This window comes from Pseudomonas sp. EZ-C24 (genome assembly GCF_014525325.1).
Taxonomy (GTDB): Bacteria; Pseudomonadota; Gammaproteobacteria; order Pseudomonadales; family Pseudomonadaceae; genus Aquipseudomonas; species Aquipseudomonas shirazensis.
On record NZ_JACDIU010000016.1, the window covers coordinates 90,458 to 106,745 of the forward strand.

13 protein-coding genes, 1 tRNA gene and 2 pseudogenes are annotated in these 16,288 nt (G+C 62.6%); 7 read left to right on the forward strand and 9 right to left on the reverse strand.

Translation table 11 applies throughout. The features are described 5' to 3' along the window. Positions 1 to 35: 35 nt before the first annotated feature. Positions 36 to 111 (reverse strand) — tRNA-Glu (locus IDM28_RS16605). 369 nt (positions 112 to 480) lie between these two features. Between IDM28_RS16605 and IDM28_RS16610 the strand changes: the two genes are divergently transcribed. After that, positions 481 to 1,248, forward strand: coding sequence for a hypothetical protein (locus IDM28_RS16610; RefSeq protein WP_150570126.1), 768 nt, complete (start codon positions 481 to 483; stop codon positions 1,246 to 1,248). Between the two features lie 60 nt (positions 1,249 to 1,308). On the opposite strand, the gene IDM28_RS16615 is transcribed toward IDM28_RS16610, so the two are convergent. Both IDM28_RS16615 and IDM28_RS16620 read right to left on the reverse strand, forming a co-directional pair. Continuing rightward, complete coding sequence (locus IDM28_RS16615; protein WP_150570125.1) at positions 1,309 to 1,791, reverse strand: GAF domain-containing protein; 483 nt, start codon at positions 1,789 to 1,791, stop codon at positions 1,309 to 1,311. A gap of 1 nt (position 1,792) precedes the next feature. Continuing rightward, positions 1,793 to 2,680, reverse strand: a complete 888-nt coding sequence (locus tag IDM28_RS16620) for an ATP-binding protein (protein ID WP_101321545.1) — start codon at positions 2,678 to 2,680, stop codon at positions 1,793 to 1,795. 77 nt (positions 2,681 to 2,757) lie between these two features. Between IDM28_RS16620 and IDM28_RS16625 the strand changes: the two are divergent. Further along, positions 2,758 to 5,114: pseudogene (locus IDM28_RS16625) on the forward strand (response regulator). Here the strand turns inward: IDM28_RS16625 and IDM28_RS16630 are convergent. Both IDM28_RS16630 and msrB read right to left on the reverse strand, forming a co-directional pair. Continuing rightward, complete coding sequence (locus IDM28_RS16630; protein ID WP_101321549.1) at positions 5,104 to 5,592, reverse strand: glutathione peroxidase; 489 nt, start codon at positions 5,590 to 5,592, stop codon at positions 5,104 to 5,106. The pseudogene IDM28_RS16625 and the gene IDM28_RS16630 overlap by 11 nt on opposite strands. A 13-nt stretch (positions 5,593 to 5,605) precedes the next feature. After that, positions 5,606 to 6,001: a peptide-methionine (R)-S-oxide reductase MsrB gene (msrB, locus tag IDM28_RS16635; protein ID WP_188036497.1), complete on the reverse strand. Its 396-nt coding sequence runs from the start codon at positions 5,999 to 6,001 to the stop codon at positions 5,606 to 5,608. Positions 6,002 to 6,170: 169 nt separating this feature from the next. Between msrB and IDM28_RS16640 the strand changes: the two genes are divergently transcribed. Together IDM28_RS16640 and htpX are read left to right on the forward strand one after the other, a co-directional pair. Beyond that, positions 6,171 to 7,382 carry a pyridoxal phosphate-dependent aminotransferase gene (locus tag IDM28_RS16640; protein WP_101321553.1) on the forward strand — a complete coding sequence of 404 codons (1,212 nt, stop codon included), beginning with the start codon at positions 6,171 to 6,173 and terminating at the stop codon, positions 7,380 to 7,382. 218 nt (positions 7,383 to 7,600) lie between these two features. After that, positions 7,601 to 8,488 carry a protease HtpX gene (htpX, locus tag IDM28_RS16645; protein ID WP_101321555.1) on the forward strand — a complete coding sequence of 296 codons (888 nt, stop codon included), beginning with the start codon at positions 7,601 to 7,603 and terminating at the stop codon, positions 8,486 to 8,488. A gap of 56 nt (positions 8,489 to 8,544) precedes the next feature. Here htpX and IDM28_RS16650 read toward each other — a convergent pair whose 3' ends face one another. Then, the gene (locus IDM28_RS16650) at positions 8,545 to 9,195 is read right to left on the reverse strand and encodes a thiopurine S-methyltransferase (protein ID WP_188036498.1); all 651 of its coding nucleotides are present in this window, start codon (positions 9,193 to 9,195) and stop codon (positions 8,545 to 8,547) included. A gap of 102 nt (positions 9,196 to 9,297) precedes the next feature. On the opposite strand from IDM28_RS16650, the gene IDM28_RS16655 reads away from it, so the two are divergent. Next, positions 9,298 to 10,065, forward strand: a complete 768-nt coding sequence (locus IDM28_RS16655) for a DODA-type extradiol aromatic ring-opening family dioxygenase (protein WP_101323082.1) — start codon at positions 9,298 to 9,300, stop codon at positions 10,063 to 10,065. A 66-nt stretch (positions 10,066 to 10,131) separates the two neighbouring features. Here the strand turns inward: IDM28_RS16655 and IDM28_RS16660 are convergent. Both IDM28_RS16660 and IDM28_RS16665 read right to left on the reverse strand, forming a co-directional pair. After that, positions 10,132 to 11,860 (reverse strand): annotated as a pseudogene (locus IDM28_RS16660) (DEAD/DEAH box helicase). A 343-nt stretch (positions 11,861 to 12,203) separates the two neighbouring features. Next, positions 12,204 to 12,959 carry a spermidine synthase gene (locus IDM28_RS16665; protein ID WP_188036499.1) on the reverse strand — a complete coding sequence of 252 codons (756 nt, stop codon included), beginning with the start codon at positions 12,957 to 12,959 and terminating at the stop codon, positions 12,204 to 12,206. A 119-nt stretch (positions 12,960 to 13,078) separates the two neighbouring features. On the opposite strand from IDM28_RS16665, the gene IDM28_RS16670 reads away from it, so the two are divergent. Continuing rightward, positions 13,079 to 14,425: a class II 3-deoxy-7-phosphoheptulonate synthase gene (locus tag IDM28_RS16670; RefSeq protein ID WP_188036500.1), complete on the forward strand. Its 1,347-nt coding sequence runs from the start codon at positions 13,079 to 13,081 to the stop codon at positions 14,423 to 14,425. A 44-nt stretch (positions 14,426 to 14,469) separates the two neighbouring features. Here IDM28_RS16670 and IDM28_RS16675 read toward each other — a convergent pair whose 3' ends face one another. Then, positions 14,470 to 15,219, reverse strand: a complete 750-nt coding sequence (locus tag IDM28_RS16675) for a sulfite exporter TauE/SafE family protein (RefSeq protein ID WP_103438148.1) — start codon at positions 15,217 to 15,219, stop codon at positions 14,470 to 14,472. A 112-nt stretch (positions 15,220 to 15,331) separates the two neighbouring features. Here IDM28_RS16675 and IDM28_RS16680 point away from each other — a divergent pair, with 112 nt between their 5' ends. Further along, positions 15,332 to 16,285, forward strand: a complete 954-nt coding sequence (locus IDM28_RS16680; protein ID WP_181106973.1) for a LysR family transcriptional regulator — start codon at positions 15,332 to 15,334, stop codon at positions 16,283 to 16,285. Positions 16,286 to 16,288 lie beyond the last annotated feature (3 nt).

The following is a 16,288-nucleotide window of genomic DNA, read 5'->3' on the forward strand; positions in this document are numbered from 1 at the left end:
AAGGTCGTGCTCTACCAACTGAGCTATTCCCGCAATGGCGTCCCCTAGGGGACTCGAACCCCTGTTACCGCCGTGAAAGGGCGGTGTCCTAGGCCACTAGACGAAGGGGACACGCTACATCTTCACTATTTATTACTGACTTGCTGCATCTAGCGGTTAGCTTTCCGCTGCAAGTGGCGCGCATTCTAGGGATGCCTTCGAAAGCCGTCAACCCCTTTGTATAAATTTATTGAAATCAATGACTTCGGCGCTGGCTGCGCAGCTATATAGGTAGCGTCCGGGGATTGGCGTTGATTTTCTGACAGCAGCCCGGCAAGCTCGCAGCAAAGTGCCACTAGCGATCGACTGCACTGCAGTTTTTGCCGTGCGAGCCGACACAGGATACAGGCATCGTGCCTGGCGTCCGCCAAGCTGCACTGTTCGCCCTCCAGCGAACTCACTACACTCATTGCAGCAAAACTTATTCATGAGGCGTTAACGGTGACACCACTTCTGATCACTCTGCTCATCGTTGCCGGCATTGCCCTGCTGATCGTTATCGGCTACCTCAACAATGTGGTCGAGAACAGCAAGCTCGAACGCGCACGGCTGAAAATCGAGCTGGCCGAACGTGCCCGCCGCTGTGGCGAAATCAACGAGACGTTCCCCGGGCAGCTGATGAACCCGGCGCTGAAGCTGTTGATGACGCGCCTGGAACACAACGTCACGCAGCGCCAGCTGGCGGTGGACAAGAACAGCGCCCCCCTGAAAGCGCGCTTGGCCGAGCTGGAAGGTTTGATTGCACTGGGCGACAAGCTGCCGGTGAACAACCCCCCGAGCCCGATCCAGACCGAAGTCAAAGCCAAGGATGTGCGTTTCCTGCTGGAAGCACTGCACAACCAGATCGTGCGTGCCACCCAGGAAGGCTTCCTGGCCAGCAACGAGGGCAAGTATTGGGTCAAGGAAATCCGCCATATCCTGGTGCTGCTGCACATCGAGTTCTTCAACAACCTCGGCCAGCAGGCGCTCCAGCAAAATCAGCCTGGTCAGGCGCGGTTGGCCTTCGAGCGCGGCGTGCAGTACCTGCGCAAGCAGCAGGAGCCCAAGCAGTATGAAGAGCAGTTGACCTATCTGGAGAAGCTGCTGGCCCGCGCCAACGCTATGGTGCTGGACCAGATGGAGCCTGCCGAGAGTGACAACAATGAGTTGACCGAAGGCCTCAAGACCGACGAGGAAGAGACCTGGAAGAAAAAGGTCATCTACGACTGATTGCCATGCTGCATCGGTTGCAACACAGCACAAGGGGCCTGATCAGGCCCCTTGTCGTTTTCAGCAGTCGGTCAATTCCAGAAAGATCGCCGCCAATCGCTCCAGCCCCATCTGATCGGCCTCAGTGAAACGCGCAAGCCTGGGACTGTCGAGGTCGAGCACGCCAATCAGCCTGCCCTCCTTGACCAGCGGAATCACCAGTTCGCTCTGCGATGCACTGTCACAGGCGATATGCCCGGGAAACGCATGCACGTCTTCCACCCGCTGGGTCTGCCAGCTGGCTGCGGCCGCGCCGCATACGCCCTTGCCGAAAGGAATGCGCACGCAGGCCACTTGCCCCTGGAATGGGCCAAGTACCAGCTCTTCGTCACGGTTGATATAGAAGCCGGCCCAGTTCAGGTCATCCAGCTGGCTGTACAGGAATGCCGAGAACTGCGCGGCATTGGCGATGAAGTCGCGCTCGTCGGCAAACAGCGCCTGCACTTGCGCGGCCAGCAGGTGATAGCCGTCCAGGCCTGCGCCACTGGCATTGAGGTCGATCATTTCAGTTTTGCTCCAGCAATTGCAGGCCGACCCAATAACGGGCGAACTGATAGGCACAGCGGCCGTTACGATTACCGCGCCCGGTGGCCCAGCGCACGGCGAGAATTTCCAGTGCTTCGTCGCGCTGCCATTGCAACCCGGCGGTACTGGCCAGTTGGCCGATCCAGTGCTCGACCACATCGAGGAAGTGCTCCTGGGTGAACGGGTAGAACGACAGCCACAGGCCGAAGCGGTCAGACAAGGCGATCTTGTCCTCCACCGCCTCGTTGGGGTGCAGCTCGCCGTCAACCATCTTCCAGTTTTCGTTGTCGCTCTGCTTCTCTGGCACCAGGTGGCGGCGGTTGGAGGTGGCGTACAGCAGGACGTTGTCCGGCGCCTGCTCCAGCGAGCCATCGAGCACGCTCTTGAGCACGCGGTAGTCGCCCTCGCCTGCTTCAAACGAGAGGTCATCGCAAAACAGCACGAAGCGCTGCTTGAGCTTGCTCAATTGCTCGACCACCCGCGGCAGGTCGGCCAGGTGATCGCGCTCGATCTCGATCAGGCGCAGACCGGCGCCGGCGTGCTCGGCGAGCAAGGCGCGCACCAGCGACGACTTGCCGGTGCCACGCGAGCCCCACAGCAGCGCGTGGTTGGCCGGCAGGCCGTTGATGAATTGATGGGTGTTGCGGCCGAGTTGATCGCGCTGCTTGTCCACCCCGATCAGGTCGGACAGGCGCATGTCCAGGCTGACTTCCAGCGGCATCAGGTAGCCGCTGCGGCCATCGCGCTGCCAACGGGCCGCCAGGGTTATGTCCCAGTCGATCTGCGGGCGCAGCGCGGGCAGCAGCGGTTCGAGCCGGGCGAGCACCGATTCGGCGCGCTCGAGAAAGGCGGTGAGGCGGGGGTCCATGGTGACTCCTGGTTAAAACGGATGCAGGGAAAGGCTGAATGTTTGACAGACCCACCAGTTGCCGAGGTTGATCGGCTATGCTTGCGCAGCGCAGGAGCGCGAAACCGGCTTGGGATCCATGGATATAAAGTTCACCAATCGTCTGTCTTACAAGCAAGCCCGGCTGACTGTCCTGGTCGGCTTCATACTGGGAACATTGCTCAGTCTCATCCAGATCGGTATCGATTATGCCAGCGAAGACGCGTCTATCAACCGCGAAGTGCAGGCATTATTGCAAATCAGCCACAACCCCGCCTCGCGCATCGCCTACAACATCGACACCGAGCTTGCCCAAGAGCTGACCGGCGGCCTGCTGCAATCGCCGGCGGTGATCCGTGCGCGGCTGATCGACAACAATGACACGGTGCTGGCCGATGTGCAGCGCCCGCGCCTGGAAGACCGCTATCGGCTTTTGAGCGACTTTCTGTTCGGCGAGCAACGCCAGTTTCAGGAGCGCCTGCACCTGGCGCAGATGCCCAAGGACTACCTCGGCACGCTGTACCTGGACGTCGACACCTACACCTTCGGCGGGCGCTTCCTCGAGCGCGCCTGGGTCACCCTGCTCAACGGCTTTACCCGCAGCCTGGTGCTGACCGGCATCCTCCTCGGCCTGTTCTACATGATGCTGACCAAGCCGCTGGTGACGGTGATTGCCGCGCTGAGCAACAGCGACCCGCGCCAGCCCCAGCAAACCCGGGTGGATTGCCCGCCCGGGCACGAGTCGGACGAGATCGGCGTGCTGGTCAAGGTGGCCAATCGGCAGTTCGTCAGCATGGCCACCGAGATTCAGCAGCGGCGCGCTGCGGAAAACCGCCTGACCGACTACCTCAACGAACTGGAGGACCGCGTCTCGGCCCGCACCGACGAGCTCAAGGCAAGCAACGATCGCCTCAGCCAGACCAACCAGGACCTTGAAGAAGCACGCCGCCGCGCCCTGGAAATGGCCCAGGCCCGCGCGGCGTTTCTGGCCAACATGAGCCACGAGATCCGCACCCCGCTGAACGGCATGCTGGGCATGATTTCGCTGGCCCTGGACAGCGGCCTGCCGGCCGAGCAGCGCCAACAGCTGTCGATCGCCCATGATTCCGGCAAGGTGCTGGTCGAACTGCTCAACGATATCCTCGACCTGTCCAAATTCGACGCCGGCCAGCTGGAGCTGGAGCGCATCCCGTTCGACCTCGGCGCAATGGTCGAAGACACCGCCAACCTGCTGTCGCAGAACGCCGCCGCCAACGTCGAGCTGACCTGCCTGATCGCCAGCCAGTTTCCCAGTACCGTGCTCGGCGACCCAACGCGGGTGCGCCAGATCGTCAGCAATCTGCTGTCCAATGCGCTCAAGTTCACCCGCTTTGGCCGTGTCGATGTGCGCCTGTCGCCAATTGTCGGCGGCGTACGCCTGGAAGTCTGCGACACCGGCATCGGCATCCCCGAAGAGGCCCAGGCACGAATCTTTCAGCCGTTCACCCAGGCCGGTGCCGGCATCACCCGCCAGTACGGCGGCACCGGCCTGGGACTGGCCCTGACGCGCAACCTGTGCAAAGCCATGCAAGGCCACCTGCATATCCAGTCAGCCGCAGGCTTTGGCAGCCGTTTCAGCGCTGACCTGCCGCTGCTGACCCACACCGAAGCGATTCCCGCCGCGCCACTGCGTGGCCGCGTGGTGGTCCTGAGCAAGGCCGGCAGTGGCCTGGCCGAGCTGCTGAGCAGCAACCTGCCTGGCTGGGGCCTGGACTATCAACAGCACGAAAGCGCCAGCACGCTGCAGCCAGGCGCCTTCGAGCTGTTGATCACCGATGACCTCGAACAACTGCTCGCGCTGCGCCCGCAATTCGCTGCGCCGATTCTGCTGGTCACAGCCTACGGCAACTTCCTCCCCTCCGAGCGCGCCGGCGAGCTGGCTCCGCTGGTGCAGCTGGCTCGGCCGTTGGCGCGCAACGCGCTCTACCAGACGCTGCGGCGGATGCTCCAGGGCGAACAGGCCCACACCGCTCCCGTGCAGGCTTCGCCCAACGCCCTGCAGCACCGCGCACGAGTGCTGCTGGTCGAAGACAATCCAGTCAATCAACTAGTGGCCAAGGGCATGCTGGGCAAGCTCGGCTGCCAGGTGCTGGTCGCCAGCCAAGGCGCCGAGGCCCTGGAAATGCTCGAACGGGAAACCGTCGACATGGTCCTGATGGACTGCAACATGCCGGTCATGGACGGTTACGAAGCCAGCCGGCGGATTCGCCAGAGCGGACGTTGGCAACAATTACCCATCGTCGCCCTGACCGCCAATGCCATGCCGGAAGAGCGCGAGCGCTGCCGCGCCGCCGGCATGGATGACTACCTGGCCAAGCCGTTTCGCCGCGAAGACCTGCTCGCACTGATCGAACACTGGGTGCCGCTCAAGGGTTGAGCAGTTTCTCCACCGCAGCCTGTAACGCCTGCGGCTTGGTGGTCGGAGCAAAGCGGGTGACCTTGCCGCTGACCGGGTCGAGCAGGAACTTGGTGAAGTTCCACTTGACCTTCTCGGTGCCAAGCAGGCCCGGCGCGCGTTTTTTCAGCTCGACGAACAGCGGATGAGTGCCTGGGCCGTTGACGTCGATCTTGCGCATCAACGGGAAACTGACGCCAAAGCGTGCTTCGCAGAACGAGGCGATTTCGCGGGCATCGCCGGGCTCCTGCTTGCCGAACTGATTGCAGGGAAAGCCCAGCACCACCAGGCCCTGCCCGCGATAGTCGCGCCATAGCTGTTCCAGGCCCTGATACTGCGGGGTGAAACCGCACTGGCTGGCGGTGTTCACCACCAGCAGCGCCTTGCCGGCGAAGTCGCCGAGCAGCTTGTGCTCGCCGCTCAAGGTCACGCAGGGGATGTTCAGCAAAGAATCGTCCATGGTCGCTCTCCGGTCAGTCACGCGGCTTGAAGTCCAGGCACACCGAGTTGATGCAGTAGCGCAGCCCGGTCGGCGGCGGGCCGTCAGGAAACACATGGCCCAGGTGCGCATCGCACTGGGCGCAGGTGACTTCGGTACGGATCATGCCGTGAGTCGTGTCACGGATTTCGATCATCGCCCTGTCGGCAATCGGCGCATAGAAGCTTGGCCAGCCACAGCCGGAATCGAACTTGGTGGTCGAGTCGAACAGGTCAGCGTTGCAACAGATGCAGGTGTACACACCGTCGGCCTTGTGGCTGTTGTACTTGCCGCTGAACGGGCGCTCGGTGCCTTTCAGGCGACACACCTGATACTGCTCGGGGTCGAGCATGGCGCGCCATTCATCCAGGGTTTTGTCGATCTTTTGCATGTTGTCACCTCGGCAGGCTGAATTTCACCTCGCACCGGCTTTTCCACGGCGCGGGTGGCACGTATATTAGTTGGCTTCGTGCGCAAGGCTCCAAGTCTGGCACCCGCGCCGCGCCCTTACAAACCTTTCGACGGCGACGCGTCCGCGACTTCTCAATCGGGATCACATCATGCAGTTCAGCAAATCGAACAAGCTGGCCAATGTCTGCTACGACATTCGCGGCCCTGTGCTCAAGCACGCCAAACGCCTGGAAGAGGAAGGCCACCGCATCCTCAAGCTGAACATCGGCAACCCGGCGCCGTTTGGCTTCGAGGCGCCGGATGAAATCCTCCAGGACGTGATCCGCAATCTGCCGACCGCCCAGGGCTACAGCGACTCAAAAGGCCTGTTCAGCGCGCGCAAGGCAGTCATGCAGTACTGCCAGCAAAAAGAGATCGAAGGCGTCACCATCGAGGACATCTACCTTGGCAACGGCGTCTCCGAGCTGATCGTGATGTCGATGCAGGCGTTGCTCAACAATGGCGACGAAGTGCTCATCCCGGCACCGGACTACCCGCTGTGGACCGCCGCAGTAAGCCTGGCCGGCGGCAACCCGGTGCATTACCTGTGCGACGAGCAGGCCGACTGGTTCCCGGACCTGGCCGACATCAAGGCCAAGATCACCCCCAATACCAAGGCGCTGGTGATCATCAACCCGAACAACCCTACCGGCGCGGTGTACTCCAAAGAGATGCTGCTGGGCATGCTCGAACTGGCTCGCCAGCACAACCTGGTGGTGTTCTCCGACGAGATCTACGACAAGATCCTCTACGACGAAGCCGTGCACATCAGCACCGCCGCGCTCGCCCCGGACCTGCTCTGCCTGACCTTCAACGGCCTGTCCAAGTCGTACCGGGTGGCGGGCTTCCGCTCCGGCTGGCTGATCATCTCCGGGCCCAAGCACAACGCCCAGAGCTACATCGAAGGCATCGACATGCTGGCCAACATGCGCCTGTGCGCCAACGTGCCGGCCCAGCATGCGATCCAGACCGCGCTGGGCGGCTACCAGAGCATCAATGACCTGATCCTGCCGCCGGGCCGCCTGCTCGAGCAGCGCAACCGGACCTACGAGCTGCTCAACGACATCCCGGGTGTCAGCTGCGTCAAGCCGATGGGCGCGCTGTATGCGTTCCCGCGGATCGACCCGAAGGTCTGCCCGATCCTCAACGACGAGAAGTTTGCCCTCGACCTGCTGCTCTCCGAGAAGCTGCTGATCGTCCAGGGCACTGCGTTCAACTGGCCGTGGCCGGACCACTTCCGGGTGGTTACGCTGCCGCGCGTGGATGACCTAGAGCAGGCCATCGGCCGCATCGGCAACTTCCTGCGCACCTATCAGCAGTGATCCAGCCTTGAGCATGACGGGGCCGCGCTGCGGTCCCGTCTACGGGTGCGGAATTCCCCTTACATCCTGCAACGCTCTCGCCTACAGCTGGGCGAAATTCCTCTGCCATACTCCGCGCTACACAGTTTGAAATAGTCGCCCGGTTGAATCAGCGCGACAGCCCCCTTATATACCCCGCAGTCAGCAAAATTTTCATCCGTCAGGAGAACGTAACAACCATGATGCGCATTCTGTTGTTTGTAGCCACCAACCTCGCGGTGGTGCTGGTTGCAAGCATTACCCTGAGCCTGTTCGGCTTCAATGGGTTCATGGCCGCCAATGGGGTTGACCTCGACCTCGGCCAGTTGCTGGTCTTCTGCGCCGTGTTCGGCTTCGCCGGCTCGCTGATCTCGCTGTTCATCTCCAAGTGGATGGCGAAGATGAGCACCGGCACGCAGATCATCACCCAGCCCCGCACCCGCCATGAGCAATGGCTGTTGCAGACGGTCGAAGAGCTATCCCGCGAAGCCGGCATCAAGATGCCCGAGGTGGGTATCTTCCCGGCTTACGAGGCCAATGCCTTTGCCACCGGCTGGAACCGCAACGACGCCTTGGTCGCCGTGTCGCAAGGCTTGCTCGAGCGTTTCTCGCCCGATGAAGTCCGCGCGGTGCTGGCCCACGAAATCGGCCACGTCGCCAACGGTGACATGGTCACCCTGGCGCTGGTGCAGGGCGTGGTAAACACCTTCGTCATGTTCTTTGCGCGGATCATCGGCAACTTTGTCGACAAGGTGATCTTCAAGAACGAAGAAGGCCGCGGTATCGCCTACTACGTCGCGACCATCGTTGCCGAGCTGATCCTGGGCATTCTGGCGAGCATGATCGTCATGTGGTTCTCGCGCCGCCGCGAGTACCGCGCCGACGAAGCCGGCGCTCGCCTGGCCGGCACCGGCGCCATGATCGCTGCCCTGCAGCGCCTGCGCGTCGAGCAAGGCATGCCGGTGCACATGCCCGACACGCTGAAGGCCTTCGGCATCAATGGCGGCCTCAAGCAGGGCCTGGCTGGTCTGCTGATGAGCCACCCGCCGCTGGAAGAGCGTATCGAAGCGCTGCGCCAACGCGGTTGATAACCGCCGGGCCGCTGCCAAATGCAGCGGCCTGGCACGTTACATCTCGGACCGCTTCAGCGGTGCAAGTGATACACCCGCTCCAACAAGCTGCTCACGCCGGCCTGACTGTACTTAGGGCTTTCGGCAATGATCTGGTGAGTCCCCAGCGCATCAACCTGCCAACCTGCATAGCCTTCCCGCACTTCACGCTCAGCCACCGAAAACGGCGGACCGTCGATACGTGCCTGATCGTACTCAAGGGTCACCAGCAAGCCTTGGGCGCCAGCTGGCAAGCCGTTGCCAAGCAACTGCAGATAGCTGCTACGCATTTCCTGCGGCAAGGCAATTAGCGCCGCACGGTCATACAGCCCGGCGCACTCGGCCAGGTCAGCCGCCTGCAAGTCGAAGATATCGCCACACCAAAGCTCGATTTCCCCGCTGCGCCAGACCTCGAACTGGCCCTGACGGGACACCTCTGGCTGCAGCCCGTTGCCGGCAAAAAACGCCTCGATTGCCTGAGCGGACAGCTCTACTCCACGCACCTGATGGCCCTGCCCGGCGAGCCAGAGCAGATCCAGGCTCTTGCCACACAGCGGCACCAGCACCCGGCTACCAGGCGCCAGTTGCAGGGCCGGCCAATGCGCCTGCAAATAGGGATTTACCTGGCTCTGGTGAAAACCGATCTGGTTGTCTGCCCACTTCTTGTGCCAAAACGCAGCCTGCATGCTTCCTCCTGGTTTTTCGATCAGTCACTGCAAAAACTTATATTGGAAGTCGATCTGAATCTGCTCGAAGATGGCCTCATCTTAGCCTTCAGGACCACCGCCATGTTGCCCAGCCTGTTTATTTCCCACGGCTCTCCAATGCTGGCCTTGCAACCTGGGGCCAGCGGGCCGGCCCTGGCCAGGCTGGCCCGCGAGCTGCCTCGACCTAAAGCCATCGTACTGGTCTCGGCCCATTGGGAGAGCCGCGAGCTGCTGGTCATGAGCAACCCGCAGCCAGCGACCTGGCACGACTTCGGTGGCTTCCCGCCAGCGCTGTATGCCGTTGAATACCCGGCACCGGGTGCGCCCGAGCTGGCCAGCCAGATCAGCCAGCAACTGAGCGCTGCCGGCCTGCCAGCGCGGCTTGATGACCAGCGTCCGTTCGACCATGGCGCCTGGGTACCGCTGTCGCTGATGTACCGCGAGGCCGATATTCCCGTAGTACAGGTGTCGCTGCCCAGCCACGCCGGGCCGGAGCTGCAACAGCGCGTCGGTCAGGCACTGGCCGCGTTGCGCGCAGACGGCATCCTGCTGATCGGCTCAGGCAGCATCACCCATAACCTCGGCGAGCTGGACTGGCACGCTGGGCCAGATGCTGTAGAGCCCTGGGCGCTGGCGTTTCGCGACTGGATCGTGGCCAGGCTGGAGGCGGATGACCGCCCTGCCCTGCTTGACTACCGGCGCCAGGCACCGCACGCGGTACGCAACCACCCGAGCGATGAGCACCTGCTGCCGTTGTTTTTCGCGATGGGTGCAGGGGCGCGCCTTGGCGTGGTCCATCAAGGCTTCACCCTCGGTGCGCTGGGCATGGACATCTATCGCTTCGATTGAGCCTGGGCGTTTTTCAGGCAAAAAAAATCCCCGAATCAATCGGGGATTTTTTTTAGTGCGCCAGGATCAATCCTCGCGATAGCGGCGCAGCTTGAGCTGCTTACCGGCTACGCGGGTGTCCTTGAGCTTGGTCAGCAGACGCTCCAGACCATCTTCTGGCAGCTCGACCAGGCTGAAGCTGTCGCGCACCTGGATACGGCCGATAGCATCGCGGGCCAATCCGCCTTCGTTGAGGATCGCGCCGAGCAGGTTCTTGGCGGCGATGCCGTCACGAGCACCCAGAGCGGTACGGCAACGCACACGGCCTTCGGCCAGTGGCATTGGCGCACGGCGCTCACGGTCGCCACGGTCGCTGCTGCTGCGCTCGCCACGATCAGGGCGGTCGCTACGCTCGGTACGCTCGCCACGCGGGGCACCGGTTGGTACCAGCGGCTGCTCGCGCTCAACCGAAGCCAGGTCCAGCGGCTGACCGTTGGTGGCTTTGCTCAGCAGGGCGGAAGCCAGGGCACGCGGGGTGCATTCCAGCGAAGCGGTCAGGCGGTCGAACAGGTCGCCGTGGGTGGTTTCTGCTTCGGCTACCAGTGGCGCCAGGCTTGCGGTCAGCTTCTTGATGCGCGCATCGAGCACAGCTTGTGGGCCAGGCAGACGGGCTTCAGCAACTTTCTGACCGGTCACACGCTCGATAACCTGCAGCATGCGGCGCTCACGTGGAGTCACCAGCAGCAGTGCACGGCCTTCGCGACCGGCACGGCCAGTACGGCCGATACGGTGAACGTAGGACTCTGGGTCGTACGGCATATCCACGTTGAACACGTGGGTGATGCGCGGTACGTCCAGACCACGGGCAGCGACGTCGGTAGCGACGACGATGTCCAGGCGGCCATCCTTGAGCGACTCGATGACGCGCTCACGCTGGTTCTGGGCGATGTCGCCGTTCAGCGCGGCAGCCTTATAGCCTTTAGCTTCAAGGGCGGCAGCGAGATCCAGGGTGGCTTGCTTGGTACGCACGAAGGCGATCAGGGCATCGAACTCTTCGACTTCCAGCAGGCGCAGTACGGCAGCGATCTTCTGGTCAGCGTGAACCATCAGGTGAGCCTGATCAATCGCGGTGACGGTCTGAGTCTTGCTCTGGATCTTGACGTGTTTCGGCTCGCGCAGATGACGCTCGGCGATGCTGCGGATCGACGACGGCAGGGTCGCAGAGAACAGCACGGTCTGGCGAGTCGGCGGCAGGGCCTCGAAGATGACTTCGAGGTCGTCCATGAAGCCCAGCTTGAGCATCTCGTCGGCTTCGTCCAGCACCAGGTGCTGAACAGTCGACAGGACTTTCTCGTCGCGACGCAGGTGGTCGCACAGACGGCCTGGGGTCGCTACGACGATCTGAGCACCATTGCGAATGGCACGCAGCTGTGGGCCCATCGGGGCGCCACCGTACACAGCGACTACATTGATACCCGGCGTTTGTTTGGCGTAGGTTTCGAATGCGGTAGCAACTTGCAGCGCCAACTCACGGGTTGGCGCCAGGATCAGGGCTTGCGGTTCGCGCTTGCTCACATCGATGCGATTCAGGATCGGCAGAGCGAAGGCAGCGGTTTTACCGGTGCCGGTCTGCGCCTGGCCGATCATGTCATGACCGTCGAGGATGATCGGGATCGACTGATGCTGAATGGCGGACGGCTCTTCGTAGCCGGTGGCCATTACAGCAGCAACAATGTTCGGGTTAAGTCCGAGAGCGGCGAATCCGCCGGTTTCCTGGGTCATGGGTCTGCCTCTATGTGCATCCGCAAAGACCCATGCTCCAAAACTGCACATGCCTTGAAAGACCCAAAGGTCACCCAGGCAGTTTTGGCGGCGGGGATTTGCGAAAACGATTGAAAAAGAAATACTTGAGAAGGTCCGACTAGCGGACGTGCAGCCGAAGCTGGACTCGGAGGATTTGCACCACCTGATTTTGCGGCCCGCTAAAAGACCGGCGCGTACTATACCCGAAATCCTTGATTACGGTGAAATTTTTTTCTCGACCGTGGTGGGGTGGGTAGCTGGCCAGGGATTATGGCTGAATCGGTTCGGCTTTTGCGGGTGGCAGGATGAAGAATTGTAGTGTGCAGGCAATTCGGGGGGCATGCGCCCCGAAGGCCTCAGGTCGCCGGGCGAATCGTCTTGATCAGGTACTCAAGGCTATACCCCAACTGCGGCGCCAACGCCTCGGCCCGCGCGCGCAACTCGTCGATCTGCAATTCCTGATCGAATTCGGCTGGCACCAGCACCACGACATTGCCCTCCTTCACCGGCAACTCCCAATAATGCCGGTGGTAGAGTCCACGCAGCAGCGCCGCACCCAGCGGCTTGCCGTCATCGCCGGCCCACTGGTTGATCACCAGCCAACCGCCTGGGTTTAGCTGCTGCTGACACTGCTCGAGGAAATTCCAGGCCAGATGCGCCACTCCCGGCCCATGGTCGGTATACAGGTCGACAAAGATCAGGTCAGCCTTCTCGGCCGTCGGCAGCAACTCGACCGCATCACCAATGCGCACATACAGCCGCGGGTCATCGTCCAGACCGAGGTATTCCATGGCCAGCCGCGGTACATCCGGGCGCAGCTCGATGGCTTCGACGTCATCCAACGGCAGGAACTTCAGGCACGCCTGGGTCAGCGTACCCGCACCCAGGCCGAGAAACAGCGCGCTCTCGGGCAGCTCATGGCACAGCGCGCCGATCAGCATCGCCCGGGTGTAGTCGTATTCAAGCCAGCTAGGGTCAGCGGTAAACACGCAGCTTTGCTCGATGGCCTCACCGAATTCGAGAAAACGATAATCCTCGACCTCGTAAACGCTGACGATGCCATAGGCATCCTCGACCCGAGCCAGCAGCCGCTCTTCCCGCTCGTTAGTCATTACCACTCCCGCTGCACCGCGCACAAAAGCGCCATTGTCCGTCAATGCCTGCGGTGCAACAAGCACGCCGCCACCTGATACCATGAGCCATTGCCCATAACAGCCATAACGAGCCCGTGATGAACCAACCCTGGAGCCCTGAAAGCTGGCGTGCCCTGCCCATCCAGCAGCAGCCGAGCTACCCCGATGCCGCGCACCTGGCCAAGGTCGAGCAGACCCTCGCCAGCTATCCGCCGCTGGTGTTTGCCGGTGAAGCGCGCGAGCTGCGCCGGCAATTCGCCGAGGTCACCCAGGGCCGGGCGTTTCTGCTGCAGGGCGGCGATTGCGCCGAGAGCTTTGCCGAGTTTTCCGCCGCGAAGATCCGCGACACCTTCAAGGTGCTGCTGCAGATGGCCATCGTCATGACCTTTGCGGCCGGTTGCCCGGTGGTCAAGGTCGGGCGCATGGCCGGGCAGTTCGCCAAGCCGCGTTCGGCCGGTGACGAGACCATCGGCCAGGTGACCTTGCCAGCGTATCGCGGCGACATCGTCAACGGCATTGGCTTCGACGCACCCAGCCGCATCCCCGACCCCGAGCGCTTGCTGCAGGCGTATCACCAGTCCACCGCCAGCCTCAACCTGTTGCGCGCGTTCGCCCAGGGCGGCTTTGCCGACCTGCATCAGGTGCACAAGTGGAACCTCGACTTCATCGCCAACTCAGCCCTTGCCGACAAGTACCACCAGCTCGCCGACCGCATCGACGAGACCCTGGCGTTCATGCGCGCCTGTGGGCTGGACAGCGCGCCGCAGCTGCGCGAAACCAGTTTCTTCACCGCCCACGAAGCGCTGCTGCTGAACTACGAACAGGCGTTTGTACGCAGCGACAGCCTGACCGGCGATTTCTATGACTGCTCAGCGCACATGCTGTGGATCGGCGACCGCACCCGCCAGCTCGATGGCGCGCATGTCGAGTTTCTGCGCGGAGTGCACAACCCGATCGGGGTCAAGGTTGGCCCGAGCATGGACCCTGAGGAGTTGATTCGGCTGATCGATGTGCTCAACCCGAGCAACGATCCAGGCCGTCTGAACCTGATCGTGCGCATGGGCGCAGGCAAGGTCGGCACACACCTGCCGGGGCTGATCCGTACGGTAGAGCGCGAAGGCCGCCAGGTGCTGTGGAGCTGCGACCCGATGCACGCCAACACGATCAAGGCCAGCAGCGGCTACAAGACCCGCGACTTTGCGCAGATCCTCGAAGAGGTGAAGCACTTCTTCCAGGTTCATCAGGCCGAAGGCTCGTACGCTGGCGGCATTCACATCGAGATGACCGGGCAGAACGTCACCGAGTGCATTGGCGGTGCGCGACCGATCACCGAAGACGGCTTGTCCGATCGCTACCACACCCACTGCGACCCGCGGCTGAATGCCGACCAGTCGCTGGAGTTGGCATTCCTCATCGCCGAAACCCTCAAACAGGTCCGTCGCTGACCTGCTCCGCGCAGTCACTGCCAGCCAGTGACTGCGCGACCGGCTTACAGCTCGTAAGCCAGCAGCACGGCGCACACCACCAAAAAGCCACAGAACATCATGCGCAGCACGCGCTCGGGCAAGGCGTGCGCGAGCTTCACGCCCCAACTGATGCTGAGCAGCCCGCCCACGGCCAGGGCAGCGCCCATCTGCCAGTCAACACTGTGGTGCAGGCCGTAGGTGAGCAAAGTCACCGAGGTGCTCGGTGCCGCCAATGCTAGCGACAGGCCCTGGGCGACTACCTGAGTGGTGCCGAACACACTGGTCAGTACCGGTGTGGCAACCACCGCGCCGCCAACCCCGAACAGCCCGCCCATGGTCCCGGCAAAACAGCCGAGCACACCCAGCCACGGCCACGGATAACGCAACTGGCTGCTGGCCGGTGCGGTGCGCATGAACATCCGCGCCAGGTTCCACACCACCAACGCCAGCAAAAAGCCGACAAAGCCCAGGCGCATCGAATGGGCATCGATGCCGACCGCCCAGATCGAGCCCAGCCAGGCGAACAGCAGACTGCACAGCGACAACGGCAAGGCGTAGCGCAGTTCGATGCGATTGCGCTGGTTGTAGCGCCACAGCGCCAGCAGCACATTCGGCACCACCATCACCAGCGCGGTGCCTTGCGCGAGTTGTTGGTCCAGACCAAACAGTACGCCCAGCGCCGGGATCGCGATCAAGCCGCCACCGATGCCGAACAACCCGCCCACCGTGCCCAATGCAGCGCCCAGTACGATATACAGCAACCACTCGATCATCAGGGCCTCATCTGCCTGTTACACAATGTGTACATGCTAACCACTGCGGGCTGGTAGGGAAACGCACAGCAGCGCACAATGGCTTTGCGTATCTCGCACAAGCAGAGCCTGAATGAACCCCGATGCCCTTACCGAACAGCTGAGCCTGTTCCTCGACGTGCTCGACACCGGCAGTTTTTCCGCCGCGTCCAGGCGCCATCCCCTGACCCCATCAGCCGTAGCTCGGCGCATCGACAGTCTCGAGGCAGCAGTGGGCAGCCGGCTGTTCGTGCGCAGCACCCATGCTGTACGCGTGACTCCCGCCGGCAAGGCCTTTGCCGAACGCGCGCGACGCATCATCGAAGAGCTGCGCCTGGCCCGCGCCGAAGCGGTCTCGCTGAGCAACGCCCCTGAGGGGCTGATCCGCATCGACGCCCCGGCCGCCTTCGGCCGCCTGCACCTGGCCCCGGCGATTGCCGACTTTCTCGCGGCGTATCCCGGGCTGGACGTGCGCCTGCGCCTGATCGACAGCTTCGTCGACCTGCACGGCAGCCACCTGGGCGAGGTCGATCTGGTGTTGCGCGCCGGCCCCTTGGCCGACACTCGCCTGGTTGCTACACCACTGGCCTACATGGTCCGCGTGGCCTGCGCCAGCCCGGCGTATCTGACCAACCGTGGCCTGCCCAACTGCCCCAGCGAACTACCAGAGCACGACGGCCTCGACTGGGACGGCCTGGCGCCACCGTTTGCCTGGCGCTTCAACGTCGACGGCCAACTGCGCCTGTATCGGCCCAGCCGCATGCGCATGTCGGCCAACAACGCCGAGACCCTGCTGTGCGGCGCCCTGGCCGGTTTGGGCGTGGCACACCTGCCGACCTGGCTGATCAGCGAGCACCTGCTGCGCGGCGACCTGGTGCCGTTATTCTGCCAAAACGGCCTGCCTGCAGCCGAGACCAGCGGTATCTATGCATTACGCCTGGAACATGAAACGAACTCTCGCAGCCGCTTGCTGCTCGAATTCCTCAAGAGCCGGTTCAGTCCGTTGCCGCCGTGGGATCTTGCCCTGCGCAGCGAATTACGCTGGTAGTGA